The 15,022-nt window shown below is 54.9% G+C and carries 13 protein-coding genes; 1 reads left to right on the top strand and 12 read right to left on the bottom strand.

Translation table 11 applies throughout. From position 1 onward, the window contains the following. Positions 1-159: 159 nt before the first annotated feature. Both yciT and SOM82_RS11220 read right to left on the bottom strand, forming a co-directional pair. Entirely contained in the window at positions 160-912 is a 753-nt protein-coding gene (gene yciT, locus SOM82_RS11225) for a DNA-binding transcriptional regulator YciT (protein ID WP_320461543.1), read from the bottom strand. A 66-nt stretch (positions 913-978) separates the two neighbouring features. Then, on the bottom strand, positions 979-1,161 hold the full coding sequence (locus tag SOM82_RS11220; RefSeq protein WP_320461542.1) for a YciZ family protein: 183 nt from the start codon (positions 1,159-1,161) through the stop codon (positions 979-981). A gap of 194 nt (positions 1,162-1,355) precedes the next feature. On the opposite strand from SOM82_RS11220, the gene SOM82_RS11215 reads away from it, so the two are divergent. Then, positions 1,356-2,225 (top strand): crotonase/enoyl-CoA hydratase family protein, encoded by an 870-nt coding sequence (locus tag SOM82_RS11215; protein WP_154125636.1) that lies wholly within the window; start codon positions 1,356-1,358, stop codon positions 2,223-2,225. Here SOM82_RS11215 and pdeR read toward each other — a convergent pair. From pdeR to pspF, 10 genes are all read right to left on the bottom strand, one after another. Further along, positions 2,222-4,213 carry a cyclic di-GMP phosphodiesterase gene (gene pdeR, locus SOM82_RS11210; protein WP_154125635.1) on the bottom strand — a complete coding sequence of 664 codons (1,992 nt, stop codon included), beginning with the start codon at positions 4,211-4,213 and terminating at the stop codon, positions 2,222-2,224. The genes SOM82_RS11215 and pdeR overlap by 4 nt on opposite strands. Before the next feature lie 320 nt (positions 4,214-4,533). Further along, complete coding sequence (locus SOM82_RS11205; RefSeq protein WP_320461541.1) at positions 4,534-6,468, bottom strand: exoribonuclease II; 1,935 nt, start codon at positions 6,466-6,468, stop codon at positions 4,534-4,536. A gap of 88 nt (positions 6,469-6,556) precedes the next feature. Then, positions 6,557-7,558: a CMD domain-containing protein gene (locus SOM82_RS11200; protein ID WP_320461540.1), complete on the bottom strand. Its 1,002-nt coding sequence runs from the start codon at positions 7,556-7,558 to the stop codon at positions 6,557-6,559. A gap of 172 nt (positions 7,559-7,730) precedes the next feature. Then, positions 7,731-8,519 carry an enoyl-ACP reductase FabI gene (gene fabI, locus SOM82_RS11195; RefSeq protein WP_012017568.1) on the bottom strand — a complete coding sequence of 263 codons (789 nt, stop codon included), beginning with the start codon at positions 8,517-8,519 and terminating at the stop codon, positions 7,731-7,733. A gap of 124 nt (positions 8,520-8,643) precedes the next feature. Continuing rightward, positions 8,644-9,450 carry a putrescine export ABC transporter ATP-binding protein SapF gene (gene sapF / locus SOM82_RS11190; RefSeq protein ID WP_154125632.1) on the bottom strand — a complete coding sequence of 269 codons (807 nt, stop codon included), beginning with the start codon at positions 9,448-9,450 and terminating at the stop codon, positions 8,644-8,646. A 1-nt stretch (position 9,451) separates the two neighbouring features. After that, positions 9,452-10,444, bottom strand: coding sequence for a putrescine export ABC transporter ATP-binding protein SapD (sapD, locus tag SOM82_RS11185; RefSeq protein WP_154125631.1), 993 nt, complete (start codon positions 10,442-10,444; stop codon positions 9,452-9,454). Then, positions 10,444-11,334 (bottom strand): putrescine export ABC transporter permease SapC, encoded by an 891-nt coding sequence (gene sapC / locus SOM82_RS11180; protein WP_320461539.1) that lies wholly within the window; start codon positions 11,332-11,334, stop codon positions 10,444-10,446. The genes sapD and sapC overlap by 1 nt, the downstream gene beginning before the upstream one ends. Beyond that, on the bottom strand, positions 11,321-12,286 hold the full coding sequence (gene sapB, locus SOM82_RS11175) for a putrescine export ABC transporter permease SapB (protein ID WP_154125629.1): 966 nt from the start codon (positions 12,284-12,286) through the stop codon (positions 11,321-11,323). The genes sapC and sapB overlap by 14 nt, the downstream gene beginning before the upstream one ends. Further along, positions 12,283-13,923 (bottom strand): ABC transporter substrate-binding protein SapA, encoded by a 1,641-nt coding sequence (gene sapA / locus SOM82_RS11170; RefSeq protein ID WP_320461538.1) that lies wholly within the window; start codon positions 13,921-13,923, stop codon positions 12,283-12,285. Before sapA ends, sapB begins: the two co-directional genes overlap by 4 nt. Before the next feature lie 88 nt (positions 13,924-14,011). Then, on the bottom strand, positions 14,012-14,989 hold the full coding sequence (gene pspF, locus SOM82_RS11165) for a phage shock protein operon transcriptional activator (RefSeq protein WP_320461537.1): 978 nt from the start codon (positions 14,987-14,989) through the stop codon (positions 14,012-14,014). Positions 14,990-15,022 lie beyond the last annotated feature (33 nt).

The following is a 15,022-nucleotide window of genomic DNA, read 5'->3' as shown; positions in this document are numbered from 1 at the left end:
AAAATCACGCAGGTGATAGTTACGTCCTGTTATATCGCTAAGAGTAATTTTAAGTTTTTGGTAATGAAACGACAGGTAAATAGTCTTAAAGGTGTGCTCAGAATTGTCTCAGACAGGCGGCATCGCCATGCGCCCGGTTGACCGGGCGGTGGCTGGGGATCAGGCAGAGTTTTTGATGATGTCGACCAGCAGGCCGTCGCGCTGTAACTGGTCACGATAATCATCGCTCAGACGTTCATCGGTAATCACCCGACTGAAGCGCGAAACAGGGCCCATGGTGTAAGGATGAACCGCGCCAAATTTCGAGCTGTCGGTCAGGACAATCGCTTCACAGCCTTTTTCCAGGACAGCATTCACGACGTCAGAACGCATCATATCGCGTCCGGTAAACCCGGTTTCTGGCTGCCAGCCATCGATACCAATGAACGCTTTGCTGAAATGCACCTGCTGAACATACTGGCGCGTCAGCGGACCGACCATGCTTTCGCTTTTCTTCTGATAAATTCCGCCCAGCAGAATCACCTCGCACTGCGTCTCTTTCAGCAAATGCGCAATGTAGCTGCTCACCGTAATAATGGTGATGTCTTTCTGCTCTGCCAGCGTGCGCGCAAGAAGGGCGTTACTGCTTCCGTTCTCAATAAAAACGGTCTCGCCATTATTGACCAGCGAAGCCGCAAACTCGGCCAGTTCACGTTTCAGCGCGAAGTTATTCATCATTCGCGTTTCCACGTCTTCGCTGTCAAGCGGTACGGCATACCCGTGGGCGCGACGCAGGTAACTCTGCTTTTCGAGAAGATTGAGATCCTGGCGGATGGTGACCTCAGACACACCGGTCAGCTTAGCCAGCTCGACGACGCTCACGCGTCCTTTGTCGATCACCATCTGCAAAATGATTTGTTGTCGGGAATTCATAGCATCCATATAAAGGCGACCAGCGCCGCGGGTTAAAAATACAACAAGATGGGCAAGGGGTGAGCGTTACACTTCCCAGGGCGCTTTCGGCTGTGCCGACGCGGGCGGCTGATCCGCACTATTCTGGGCCAGTAATTCAGATTTCAGGATCTCAAGATTACGGATTGCAGAGTGATAGTCACCTGCCACCAGGATATCCAGCACGGTATCAATACGTTGCGCCACTCGCTGTGCGTCAATCTCAGACATAAAATCATCCCCAAAAGTGAAAAGTTAATAATTTCAATGATGCAGAAATTGCTAACAAAAGAGAAGGGAAAAAATGCACTAACTAAATCACATATATGAAAGTGATAATTTTATCGCTTCGCATACAGAGGGGTTGGGGAGTGGATTAGTCTAAATCTGCGCGCAAGGCGCTTTTTTCTATGAGGAATCAGACTATGACAGTCATCAACCAAGTTACCTGCAAACAGTTTACCGATTCTGAACGTTTTACTCAGCTCGCAGGGTATTACGAGGAGGAACGGCGCACCGTCTGGATGATGTTACGCGCCCAGCCGCGTCCTTGTTTTAATCATGCATTAATTGAGGAAATTATGAATCTGTCGTGGCTGGTGCGGCAGTCGGGATTTGCTGTCGACTTTTGGGTAACCGGTTCACTGGTCCCGGAAATGTACAACACCGGAGGCGATCTGCGCTTCTTCGTGGAGTGCATTCAGAATGGCCGCCGTGAAGCGTTACGTGCTTATGCGCGCGCCTGCGTGGATTGTGTTCATGCGGCATCGTGCGGGTTTGAAACCGGAGCCATTACCCTGGCGATGGTGGAGGGCAGTGCGTTAGGTGGCGGCTTCGAGGCGGCACTGGCGCATCATTTTGTGCTGGCACAGCGCGACGCACGCCTGGGCTTTCCGGAAATCGCCTTTAATCTGTTTCCGGGAATGGGCGGCTATTCACTGGTCGCCCGCCGTGCTGGCATGAAGCTGGCGGAGGAGCTGATCTATCGGGGCGAGTCGCATACGGCAGAGTGGCATGAGCAGTATGGTCTTGTGGATGTGCTGTTTGAACCGGGCCAAGGCTACGTGTCGACGCGCACCTTTATTGATACTTTACAGCCAAAGCTGAACGGGGTGAGGGCCATGCTGCGTGCCCGCCAGCGAGTCCTGCAACTTCCACGCAGTGAACTGATGGATATCACTGAGGACTGGGTCGATGCGGCGTTTTGTCTGGAGCCGAAAGACATTGCCTACATGGAACGCCTGGTGATGCTGCAAAACCGGCACAATGCGGTCGGGATGCGTAAAGCCAGCTAGCGCATTTTTTTGGCCTGATAACGTTTAAACCAGCGCTCGAATGCGGCAGCGGGCATCGGCTTAGCAAACAGAAAACCCTGTCGTTCGTTGACGCCGTTCTTGGTCAGAAAGGCGTCTTCTTTCGCACTTTCGACACCCTCGGCAATCACCTGCAAATTCAGCGCCTGAGCAACGGCCACGATGGCGCGCACCAGCGACTGAGAAATCGACTGTTTGTGGATATCGCGAACAAAAGCCTGATCGAGCTTGATGGCGTCTATCGGGAAGCGAGCCAGCTGCGACAGCGAAGAGTAACCCGTGCCAAAATCGTCCAGATGAATTTGTGCGCCTAACTGGCTGAACTGCTGGATAACCGACAACGCCAGCTCTTCGTTTTCGATCAGGCAGCTTTCCGTCAGTTCCACATCAATCGGGCAATACTCGAAATTCAGATCTCTTAGCGCCTGTTTTAAATCGCTGAAAATGGTCTGATCGGCGAGCTGACGGGCCGAGACGTTCACGGCCACGCGCAAATTAATGCCTTTGTCACGCCATTTAGCCACCTGGCGCACCACGTCCAGCATCACCCAGCGCCCCAGCGGGACGATCAGACCCGACTCCTCGGCATAGGAGATAAATTCCAGCGGCGGAATCAGACCCCGCTCCGGAGATTGCCAGCGCACCAACGCTTCCAGACTGCGCACTTCGCCTTTCCAGGTGATTTTCGGCTGATAGTGAATCAAAAGCTGGTCGTTATCCAACGCTTTGCGCAGGTTGGTATCCAGCCACAGATATTCAAAAACGCGCTGATTCATCTCAGGCGAGAACACGCAGAATTTGCCACGCCCACTCTCTTTGGCGGTGTACATGGCGGTATCGGCGTTGCGAATAATACTCTCCCGATCGGTGCCATGCTGTGGCGCAAGGGAGATACCCAACGAGCAGCCGGTATAAATCTCAATCAGGCCGATGCGGAAGGGCTGGCGCAGACGCGTCAGAATACGCGAAGCCATTGCCTCCAGCGTGCTTTGTGAGGTCCCGGTGGCCAGGACGATGAATTCATCGCCTCCCAGACGCGCCAGTACCTGACCCTCTTCGAGACAGCTCAGGATAGCGAGCGCCACCGCCTGTAACAGCTGATCGCCAAACATATGCCCGTAGGCATCATTCACTTTTTTAAAGTTATCAAGGTCGAGATACACCACCCCGACCTGGGTGTCGCCGCGGGTGGAAATCGCGTCGCTGATCAGTTCGTGGATGGCATTTCGGTTAGGCAGGCCGGTGATGGTGTCGGTATTGGCCAGCACCCGCAGCCGCTCCTGCGCCCGCCGTTCCTCGGTAATGTCGGTCCCCGAACAGATGAGAAAAATTTCATTTTTACCGCTGCCGCTATGCACGAATTTATTTCTGAACAGAAACAGGCGTTGTCCTTTTCGCGTTTTGATCCAGCGCTCCACTTCATAGGAGCTGCCGTTACGAAAAAAACCAGAAATATTACGCTTCGAAGCCGCTGCTTCGCTGCGGCTCATAAACAGCTTGAAGACGTTCTGCCCAATCACTTCTTGCTCTTTCATGCCCGTGTATTCTTCACTCAGGCGATTAAAGCGCTGGATATTACCCTGCTGATCGAGAATGACGATCACGGAGTTGGCTTCAGAAACCACCTGCTCAGCGAAGGACAAACCCTGCGCCAGATCGCGAGCAACGGAAGGGGTATCATTCCAGGCGGAAGCCGTACCAGCCCACTCATTTTTGTTAATTTTGCGGCCTACCAGATGGACGGGAACATCCACACCGTACAGAGAAAGTGTCATGGTGATGCTGGAGGTGATCACGGTGAGCTGGCGGATGCATTCAGCCTGATCGTCATTTAACGCAACCACCTGAGTGGTATCGGCATTTTCGCTGGCGGCCAGATGCAGCGCATTACTGTCCGCTGTCAGTCGCCACCACGGGCTGTGCGTCCCCATGTAACGAAACAGTAAATTCTGCTCCAGATCGTCAATCATGCTTTCTCCCGGACCTGCTCAATAGCGCAAAGTTATGCATATGCATTCGACTTTTCCGTCGCGAAACAGCGGCATAACCGAAGTGAACTTATTGTTTTTCCCTGAGTTCTTATATTAGAACGAGAAGTGCACAAAAGGATACTGATGGATAATCATTCCCGTCACCAAAGATAACGGTTTTCTTTTACTGTAGATAAGTGTGATCGTTTTTGCGGGAATGGGGAGGAAAATATTAAGAAAAAGTGATGGAGACGCGATTTAAACAGAAAAGAAAATGTCGGCGTCTCCAGATGAGAAACAGCCGACATTTTAAAAGGTTATCAGGCGACAGGACGCGCGATAATGCTGCGGGTTTCCATACGGACTTCAGCGATATTCACGTCAATCACATCCGTCACTTTATAGACCGTCTCGCCTTTGATTTGCACGGCGCCGTTTTCCTGGCTGCAAACCAACTCATCGCGGACCGCATGCAGGAACGGGGCCGGGATAAACGCGACGGCGCCATTGTCCACCAGACGCACGCGCATGCCGCCACGACTCACATCAATAATCTCAGCCGCAAAACGCACATCCGTATCGGCTTTGTCCTGCAGGAAACGGGCATACAGCCAGTCGCCCACATCACGTTCAGCCATACGGTTCAGGCGACGACGTTCCGCCATCTGCAGGGTGGTCTCATCCTGTGGACGCGCAATGGTTTCACCTTTGACGATAGCTTTAAGCAGACGATGGTTAACCATGTCGCCATATTTACGAATCGGTGAAGTCCAGGTGGCATACGCCTCCAGGCCCAGGCCAAAGTGCGGGCCCGGTTCAGTGCTGATCTCAGCGAAGGACTGGAAGCGACGAATACGGCTGTCGAGGAAACCAGACGGTTGCGCGTCCAGCTCACGACGCAGTTTGCAGAAGCCATTCAGCGTCAACACTTCCTGCGGATCAACGTGAACGTCATGCGTTTTCAGCAGGGCGGCCAGCGCCTCCGTGTTGGCCGGATCAAAACCGGTATGCACGTTATAAATGCCGAAACCTAATTTGTCGCGCAGAACGCGAGCCGCACAAATGTTGGCAGCAATCATCGCTTCTTCAACGATGCGGTTCGCAATACGACGAGGCTCTGCCACGATATCCAGCACTTCGCCTTTTTCACCCAGTACGAAGCGGTAGTCCGGGCGATCTTTAAAGACCAGCGCGTGCGTCTTACGCCATTCGCCACGGCTCAGGCAGACACGCTGCAGCAGACGAATTTGCTGTGCAATAGCATCGCTTTGAGGTGTCCAGTTGCCGGTATTTTCCAGCCAGTCAGACACATCGTCATAGGCCAGTTTCGCTTTTGATTCGATGGTGGCGGCGAAGAATTCGATATCGTCTTCGATGGTGCCGTCAGCCGCGACAGTCATACGGCATGCCAGCACAGGGCGAACCTCATTCGGACGCAGCGAGCAGAGGTCGTCGGAAAGTTCACGCGGCAGCATCGGGATATTAAAGCCCGGCAGATAGTTGGTGAACGCGCGAATTTTGGCAGAGTCGTCCAGCTTGCTTCCTTCGGCAATCCACGCGGTCGGATCGGCAATCGCTACGGTCAAATGCAGTTTGTCGTCACCGGCTTCTTCAACGTACAGCGCATCGTCCATATCCTGGGTGCTGGCGCTATCGATCGTGACGAAGCTCAGGGCAGTCAGATCGCGACGCGTCAGGCCTTCGTCCATCATCTCTGTCGCCACGCCGTTTGGCGCTTCTTTCTCCAGATTATGACGTGCAAGGGTGACCCACCACGGAACGAAATGATCGTCACCGTAAGTAATGAAATGAGTCAGTTCGGCATAAAAGCCGCGATCGCCTTTCAGAGGATGGCGACGCATCTGGGCAACGGCCCAGTCACCTTCTTTGAAATCATGTTCAACGCCACGCTCGGCGCGGCAAGGGATGGCATCTTTCAGCAGAGGATGGTCCGGTACGATGGAAAGACGATCGTCTTTCCTGTGCACTTTACCGACAAAACGGGTCAGAAAAGGTTCGATAAGTTCTTCTGGCTCTGCCGATTCACGATCCTTTTCAGTGTGAATCACCGCTGTGACACGATCGCCGTGCATCACTTTCTTCATCTGCGGAGGCGGGATGAAGTAGCTTTTCTGCGAATCGACTTCAAGGAAGCCAAAGCCCTTTTCCGTGGCTTTTACGACCCCTTCTGCACGCGGCGTCTGGGAATGCAGTTGCTGTTTAAGCTGCGCTAGCAGCGGGTTGTCCTGAAGCATAGTGTTCTATTTTAGTAGCCATTGAGCGGCTGACAGTTTTACGCGATTCTCACTGCTACAGCAAGCGCTCTTTAGATAATGACCCGGGTTATGACCGCTCGCCCAGCGCGATTTTCAGGCGGTCGAGCCAGCCGCAAAACGCGCTCCATGTCAGCAGATAAATCGCCGCAGCGGCGGGGATCCCGTCATCAACAAGTGGCGTAAACTGCGCGGCGCTGAATCGATCGGGAGAGCAGGTCAGCAACGCCCGGGCAACAGGTAACGACCGGGCGGCAGCATCGCGCTGTTTGACGCCGCGATGGAGGCTTTTCAGTATCTCACCCGTACGATCGAGGAGCGTCGGTTCGTGGCAAAGCACCGGCGTCAGTTCGCGCAGCTCCGGTACGGATTGCCAGCGAGAGAGCGATTCGAGCTGTTGCGCAGTGGCGTAGCGCAACTCCACACCCGCGAAAATCGGCTTCCAGTCGCTCACTGTGCAGCCGTCAGTCGGCGCGTGCGGCGGAAGATGGTGCCCGGGCAGCCAGCGAACCGGATGACCCAGTAACGCCTGGAAAGCAGCCACAACCCGCGCCTGAAACCCGACGAAGCCGATAATCTGGTTAATCAAAATAATGTCATAGGTCGACAGACCCACTTCATCCAGCTGCCGTTGCGCTTTGTCGTCAATAACATCAGGTGAGCTGGCCAGCTGACGGGCGTACTGGGTGATCTGGGCGAGGCGTTGATTGCTTTCCCGGGAAGAGTCGGGACCGGGCAGCGGAGCGAGCAGGGCAGCGTAGTGGTTGCATAGCCGCTGTACGCCACAGGCCTGGGCTACCGTCAGCGCGGTACTCAACCGATCGTACGCACTGAGCGTGTGCAATCGGTTGACCGGAACATGCAGCGGAAAAAGGAGATCGCATAACGCCCGGGCTGGCGTCAGCCAGCTTTCACACGGGGTGACTATCTCATCAGGCAGCGCTAAATCGAGCAAAAAACGGTCGTCGACATGCGCGGCCTCGGGAACCAGTGGCAGAACCTCATCCGGACAGTGATTTGTCTGGGTTTCGTGATACCAGTGGCCTTTGCCGGAAAAACGGCGTTGTTCCATGTGCGTTCCTTGATCTCAAATGGCGATCAATATCCTGGCGTATGGCTTTCAGTGCGAAAAATATTGTTAGGTGATAACAAATAGCAGAACGGAATAACGAGGAGGAAAACGTGACGGGCAGAAGGCAGAGTGGGGGAGAAACTCTCTTCCCGCGAGGGAAGAGAGTGACAGCTTATTTGATTTCCAGCTCGTTCATTGCAGCGATGTTGAAACCGCCGTCAACGTGAACCACTTCGCCGGAGATACCCGCAGAGAGGTCAGAGCACAGGAATGCTGCGGAGTTACCCACATCTTCGATGGTAACGGTGCGACGAATTGGCGTAACCGCTTCGCAATGCGCCAGCATTTTGCGGAAGTCTTTGATACCGGATGCGGCCAGAGTACGGATTGGGCCAGCAGAGATACCGTTAACACGCACACCTTCAGGACCCATTGCGTTCGCCATGTAGCGCACGTTAGCTTCCAGAGATGCCTTCGCCAGACCCATCACGTTGTAGTTAGGGATAGCGCGCTCAGCACCCAGATAGGACAGCGTCAACAGAGCAGAGCCTGGGTTCAGCATGGTGCGGCAAGCTTTTGCCATTGCAACGAAGCTGTAGGAGCTGATGTCGTGAGCAATTTTGAAGCCTTCACGGGTTACCGCATTCACGTAGTCGCCGTCCAGCTGATCGCCTGGTGCAAAGCCGATTGAGTGAACGAAACCGTCGAATTTCGGCCATACTTTTGCCAGTTCAGCGAACATGCCATCAATGCTTTCATCTTGAGCAACATCGCATTCCAGAATGATGCTGGAACCCAGCTGCGCGGCAAACTCTTCAACACGGCCTTTCAGCTTGTCGTTCTGGTAGGTGAACGCCAGCTCAGCGCCTTCGCGGTGCATAGCCTGTGCAATGCCGTATGCGATGGACAGTTTGCTGGCGACGCCAGTTACCAGAATGCGCTTACCGGAAAGAAAACCCATAGCTTTGATCCTTATATTCATTGTTATGGCGAACGCCCTCTCATCGTGGCGATCGTCGTTAAAACGCGGCGATAATATCACGTGTCGCGTCCAGAGTTAATCCGACCACTTTACAGGTCAGCGGTCATTTATCTTTTCGCCATGCATCGGCGGTTAACGCTTCGCCAAAATGCCCGGCAATCAGGCGTTTAGTCAGATCATGCAGCGGAGAAGCCAGCACGTCTGCGGTGCTGCCACGCTCGACCACTTCACCCTGATGCATCACCAGCACCTGATCGCTAATGTGTTTCATCATGCCTAAATGCTGAGTGACATAGATATAAGAGATACCCTGTTTCTCCTGTAATTCCAGCATCAGGTTGATTAACTGCGAACGCATCGACATATCCAGCGACGCCAGCGCTTCGTCGGCGATAATCACCTTTGGCCGCAGGATCAGGGCGCGCGCCAGCCCCAGACGCTGTTTCTGCCCCGGGGCCAGCATGTGCGGATAATAGCTGACGTGATCAGGCAGCAAACCGACCAGACGCAGTGTCTCGATGATACGTTTCCTGCGCGCCTCCGGTTCCAGATCGGTATTCAGACGCAGCGGAAAATCCAGTATTTGGGAGATACGCTGACGCGGGTTGAGCGACGTTGACGGATCCTGGAAAATCATACGAATACGCTGGCTTCTGAACGAGTAATCGCCGTACGCCAGGAAATGATCGTCGATCAGGACATCTCCCGACGTTGGCTCGACCATTCCCGCCAGCATCTTCGCCAGCGTGGATTTACCGGAGCCGTTCTCACCAATAATCGCCAGCGTCTGTTTTTCGCGCAGGGTAAAACTGAGCGGTTTTACCGCTTCGACCGTCTGACGATGGAACAGGCCCGTCCGGTAGCGAAAGGTCTTACTCAGATTACGAACTTCCAGCAGAGTTTCGACCATCTCACTCTCTCTCCATGTTCAGCGGGAAATGACAGGCGTACAGGTGATTTTTGGCACCGGTGAGTCGTGGCGTTTCAATGCATTTGCGCTGCGCGTAAGGGCAGCGAGGCCCAAGACGGCAGCCAATCGGGAGTGACTCCAGTAGCGGAATCGCGCCCGGCAAGGTATTCAGGCGACTTTTATGCGGCATCGCGCTGCCGAAATCGGGGATAGCCCTGATCAGCGCCTGGGTATACGGGTGGTGCGGCGCGGTGACCAGATCTTCGCTGAAGGCGGTTTCCACGGTCTGACCGCAATACATCACGTCGATTTTATCGGCCCATTTGCTCAACATTTGCAGGTCGTGGCTGATGAGCAAAATGGTGGTGTTGTTGTTCTGGTTAAGGCGGGTCAGCAGGCGGAATATCTGCGCCTGCGTGGTAGGTTCCATGGCGTTCGTCGGTTCATCGGCGATCAACAGCCGCGGCTGATTGGCCAGCGCGATAGCGATCATCACTTTCTGGCACTCGCCATCCGTCAGCTCATAGGGAAAGCTGCGCATTGCGTCTTTGTGATCTTTAATACCCACGCGATGCAAAAGCTCGATGGCGCGACGTTTCCGCCAGCCAAAAAGCTGCCACCAGCGGCCTTTATAGGTCCAGCCGGGGATATTTTGCATCAGCTGTTTGCCCACCCGTTCGGACGGATCAAGACAGGATTGCGGCTCCTGGAAGATCATTGACACGTTGTGACCGACCAGCTTGCGTCGCTCGCGGGGGGAGAGGCGCAATAAATCAATATCGTCAAACCGCATACGGTCAGCGGTAACGCGCCAGTTATCTTTAGCCACGCCGCAGATGGCCTTTGCGATCAGACTCTTACCCGAGCCAGACTCGCCCACCAGCCCGCGAATCTCGCCTTCCGCAAGCGTAATACTGATGCGATCGACCGCTTTCACCCAGCCTTCGCCGGTTTTAAATTCAATGGTCAGGTTGCGGATATCAAGTAACGGCATTATTGCACCCCCGCATTAATTGCACGGCGAATACCGTCGCCCAGCAGGTTGATCAGCAGAACGCTCACCATAATTGCAGCACCGGGGAGCATCACTGTCCACGGCGCAACGTAAATTAACTCCAGCGCATCGCCGAGCATCGCGCCCCATTCAGGGGAGGGCAGCTGCGCGCCAAGATCGAGAAAACCAAGGGCGGCAATATCCAGAATTGCCATCGACAGGGCGCGGGTCACTTCCGTCACCAGCCCCGAGGCGATGTTGGGCATCACGGCAAACCATAAAATATTCAGGGTAGTCGCACCGTCCAGACGCGCGGCGACCACATACTCTTTTTCCAGCTCATCATGCACCATGCTATACACCGAACGCACCATGCGCGGTAACAGCGCCAGCCATACGGCAAACATTGCATGCGAAAGATGCGGCCCGGCGAAGGCCACCACAATAATGGCCAGCAGCAACGACGGGATAGAGAGCAGCGTATCCAGAATATGATTCAGCACGGCGGAACGCAGACCATGCGTCGCCCCGGCAAAGACGCCGAGCACCACCCCAAAAAAGGTGGCCGCAAAGGTCACCACGAACGCGCCGCCCACGGTCGGCGCCGCGCCGCTTAACAGACGGCTCAGGACATCACGCCCCAGGTCGTCAGTCCCCAGGAAGAAAGAAACCTCGCCGTAGCGCGACCACGAAGGCGGTAACAACTGGTAGCCGAGGAACTGTTGATCGAGACCATAGGGGGCAAACCAGCCGCCAAAAATACACAGCAACGCCAGGCCGCCGCAGCCATAAAGGCCGATCATCGCCGTGGTGTCGCCATAGAATTTTCGCCACACGGTGCGCACCACGCCCGGGGTGCGCTTTTCCCTGTATACGCTATCGTAAGGCATACGATTCCTTATGTTTCAGCGGGTTGGCCATAGCACCTACAATATCGGAAATCACGTTTACGATGATGACCAGCGACCCAATCACCATCACCCCTGCGGAGATCGCCGCGTAGTCCTGCTGGCGAATCGCATTGATCATCCAGCGGCCCAGACCCGGCCAGCTAAAGACCATCTCGGTGATCATCGCCAGCGTCAGCATGGTGGAAAATTGTAACCCCAGACGCGGAATCACCGGCGGAAGCGCGTTATGCAGAACATGACGGCGCAGAATGGTCAGACGCGACAAACCGCGCGTGGCGGCGGCTTTCACATAGTTCTGATCAAAGACTTCAATCGTGCTGGTGCGCATCAGACGAATCACTTCCGTCGTCGGCGCCACGGCCAGCGTCAGCACCGGCAACACCATATGGCGAAGAGTGCTGATGATCATCTCATCTCGCCAGACGGAGTCCGACAGCCAGGCATCAACGATCGCGAATCCGGTGACAGTCTTAACCGTGTAGAGCAGATCGAAACGTCCCGAGACCGGCAGCCAGCCGAGCGTCAATGAGAAGAACAGCGTCAGCAGAAGCGCCAGCCAGAACACCGGAATCGAGAAGCCGAGCAGGGCAATGGCGCTGATCAGCTTATCCTGCCATTTGTTGCGGGTGATGCCCGCGAGCATCCCCACCGGGATCCCAACGATCAGGGCAAAACCAAACGCCAGAATGCACAGCTCCATGGTCGCCGGAAAAACTTCTTTCAATTGCTGCGAGATCAGCTGGCCGTTGATACTGGAGACACCAAAATCCCAGTGCAGCACACCGTTAAACCAGAACAGCCAGGCGTCCCATAGCGACGAGCCCTGTAGCGGCGCGTGCGGGGTAAAATAGCTCAGGCTAAACCCGATAAACGTCAGAAAAAACAGCGTGATCGCCAGCAAAAGCAGGCGTCGTAAGGTAAAAATAATCATGGTTTTTTCACCTCATCTTGTTTCTCACGCGACACGCCTGCGAACGAGGCATTGCCAAACGGGCTCAGAACAAGGCCTTTAATATCATAGCGATAGGCCTGCAGACGCAGTGAAGAGGCTAACGGCAGCACCGGAAGCTCTCTGGCGAGGATATTTTGCGCCTCGTCGTAGGCCTCAATACGCGATGCCAGCTGTTGAGAAGAGAGCGCTTTTTGCAACACGGTATCGAATTCACGGTGACACCAGTGAGCGTAGTTGGTTTGCGAGCGGATCGCGGCGCAGCTCAGGAGCGGACGGAAGAAACTGTCGGGATCGTTACTGTCCGTGGACCAGCCAGACAGGGTAAGATCATGATTCATGTCCATCAGCCGCGCCTCCTGGAAACGCCCCTCGACCGGCACAATCACCACTTTGACGCCAACCTGCGCCATATCGGCCTGGATCAGTTCCGCGGTTTTTAGTGGGCTGGGGTTCCAGGCCTGCGAGCTGGTCGGAACCCAGAGTTGTAGCGTGAGATTACTCGCGCCCAGCGCCGCGAGTTGTTTCCGCGCTTTTGCCGGATCGTATTCGGTGATTTTGGCCTCATTGTCATAGGCCCATGACGCGCGTGGCAGAATCGACGCCGCCGTTTCAGCCGTGCCGTAATAAATAGATTGCATCAGACGCTGGTTATTGATCGCCAGTGCCAGGGCATGACGAACGGCGGGATTGTTCAGCGGCGGTTTATCGGTATTAAAGGCCAGATAGGCGATGTTCATTCCGGGGCGCAGCGTCAGACGCAGGCGCGGGTCGTCGCGCAGGATGGTCAACTGGCTGGCGGCTGGCCAGGCCAGAACATCGCACTCTCCGGTGAGCAGCTTGGACAGTCGGCCTGTGCCGCCAGAACCAAGATCAACCACCACCTGCGGCATCAGCGGCGTGCCGCGCCAGAAATGTTCGTGGCGCTGCAGGCGAATATACTGCCCGGCGCGATATTCTGCCATCTGGAACGGCCCCGTTCCGACCGGCTGACGATCGAGTAATTCCTGGCGATCCTTTTTGGTTAGCTGGGCGGCATATTCCGCCGACATAACCGATGCATAGTGTGTCGCCAGATGCCACAAGAAGGAGGCATCGGGGCGCGTCAGACTGAATTCCACCGTCCGGCTGTCGAGCTTGCGCACGCTTTTGACCGTATCCGCAAACTGCAGGCTGTCGAAATAGGGGAAACTGCTGCCGTTAACGTTATGCCACGGATGATGACGATTAAAAATGCGCTGGAACGTAAAGACCACGTCATCAGCGTTCAGTTTACGCGTGGGTTTAAACCACGGCGTGGATTGAAAAGCGACGTCATCGCGCAGATGAAAACGGTAGGTTGCGCCGTTATCCAGCACTTCCCAGCTTGCGGCCAGCTCCGGCACCAGTCGATAGGTATAGGGATCGACATCCAGCAGGCGGTCGTAAAGCTGTGCAGCGAGAGTGTCGACAATCAGGCCACTGCCTGCTTTTTGTGGATTGAGGGTGTCGACTTGCCCGTTCACGCAATAGACAAAGCCACTGTCGCGAATATCAGGAAGCGCAGTCTGTTCGGGCGCAGCAAAGACCAGGCGGCTAAACAGACCGATTGCAATCAGGGACGAGAAAACCAGACGCATAATTTTTAAGGTTTTTAGATTCGATCTGCAAAGTGTATCGCACTTACACCTGCTTCGTAAAAATGTCTGCGGGTAAGTGCTGATAATGTCAGCGCATTTGATGCTTTTTAAGCAACGCCCTTAATTGATGGTAGGTCAGACCCAGCCGTTCAGCCGCCTGCTTCTGGTTATATTTCGCCTCTTTCAGACTCATTTCCAGCAATTGCTGTTCCTGATGGTGCTGAAACTGGCGTAAATCCAGCGGCAGAGAGGGAATATCGGCGCGGGCATCAGGCTGCGATTTTACAGGGGTTGAGCGATGGAAAGGGTCGATAATAATCGTATCCAGCTCCGTTTCGCTGCTGGCGTGACGATAAACGGATCGCTCCACCACGTTTTTCAGTTCACGAATATTGCCTGGCCAGCGGTAATCCAGCAGCGTTTGGCGCGCGTAGTCGCTAAACCCCGGGAAAAGGGGCATGCCCAGCTCGCGACACATCTGAATGGCGAATTGTTCTGCCAGCAACATAATATCGCTACGGCGTTCGCGCAGCGGCGGTAACTGCACCACGTCAAAAGCCAGACGATCGAGGAGATCCGCGCGGAATTTTTCGGCGGCCACCATTTCCGGCAGGTTAGCGTTCGTGGCGCAGACCAGACGCACGTTCACCTGCAACGGCTGGCTGCCGCCCACGCGCTCCAGTTCGCCATATTCGATCACCCGCAATAGCTTTTCCTGCACCAGCATCGGCGCGGTGGCAAGCTCATCGAGGAACAACGTCCCGCCATCCGCACGCTCAAAGCGCCCGGGGTGGCGCTTTTGGGCACCGGTAAACGCGCCAGCCTCATGACCGAACAGCTCGGTATCCAGCAGATTTTCATTGAGCGCCGCGCAGTTAAGCGAAATAAATGGCCCGTCCCAGCGGCCGGACAAAAAATGCAGCCGGTTGGCGATCAACTCTTTCCCGGTACCCCGTTCACCGATAATCAAAACCGGTTTGTTGAGCGGTGCCAGGCGAGAAACCTGCTCCAGCACCTCAAGAAAACTGTTGGCCTCGCCCAGTAAATTATCTTTATATTCAGCCATGATGAAATTAACCACTCGTTAGCGATATTCACC

This window comes from Lelliottia sp. CFBP8978 (genome assembly GCF_034046055.2).
In the GTDB taxonomy this organism is placed as follows: domain Bacteria; phylum Pseudomonadota; class Gammaproteobacteria; order Enterobacterales; family Enterobacteriaceae; genus Enterobacter.
The sequence above is the reverse complement of the archived record's forward strand: the minus strand, read 5'-3'. Positions and strand labels throughout refer to the sequence as shown.

Bases quoted from the DNA above. Each gene is read 5' to 3' on its own strand.
- sapF (WP_154125632.1), bottom strand. From the start codon at position 9,450: ATGGTCGAAACTCTGCTGGAAGTTCGTAATCTGAGTAAGACCTTTCGC.
- sapD (WP_154125631.1), bottom strand. From the start codon at position 10,444: ATGCCGTTACTTGATATCCGCAACCTGACCATTGAATTTAAAACCGGC.
- fabI (WP_012017568.1), bottom strand. From the start codon at position 8,519: ATGGGTTTTCTTTCCGGTAAGCGCATTCTGGTAACTGGCGTCGCCAGC.
- SOM82_RS11205 (WP_320461541.1), bottom strand. From the start codon at position 6,468: ATGCTTCAGGACAACCCGCTGCTAGCGCAGCTTAAACAGCAACTGCAT.
- sapC (WP_320461539.1), bottom strand. From the start codon at position 11,334: ATGCCTTACGATAGCGTATACAGGGAAAAGCGCACCCCGGGCGTGGTG.
- sapA (WP_320461538.1), bottom strand. From the start codon at position 13,923: ATGCGTCTGGTTTTCTCGTCCCTGATTGCAATCGGTCTGTTTAGCCGC.
- pspF (WP_320461537.1), bottom strand. From the start codon at position 14,989: ATGGCTGAATATAAAGATAATTTACTGGGCGAGGCCAACAGTTTTCTT.
- SOM82_RS11200 (WP_320461540.1), bottom strand. From the start codon at position 7,558: ATGGAACAACGCCGTTTTTCCGGCAAAGGCCACTGGTATCACGAAACC.
- yciT (WP_320461543.1), bottom strand. From the start codon at position 912: ATGAATTCCCGACAACAAATCATTTTGCAGATGGTGATCGACAAAGGA.
- SOM82_RS11215 (WP_154125636.1), top strand. From the start codon at position 1,356: ATGACAGTCATCAACCAAGTTACCTGCAAACAGTTTACCGATTCTGAA.
- SOM82_RS11220 (WP_320461542.1), bottom strand. From the start codon at position 1,161: ATGTCTGAGATTGACGCACAGCGAGTGGCGCAACGTATTGATACCGTG.
- sapB (WP_154125629.1), bottom strand. From the start codon at position 12,286: ATGATTATTTTTACCTTACGACGCCTGCTTTTGCTGGCGATCACGCTG.
- pdeR (WP_154125635.1), bottom strand. From the start codon at position 4,213: ATGATTGACGATCTGGAGCAGAATTTACTGTTTCGTTACATGGGGACG.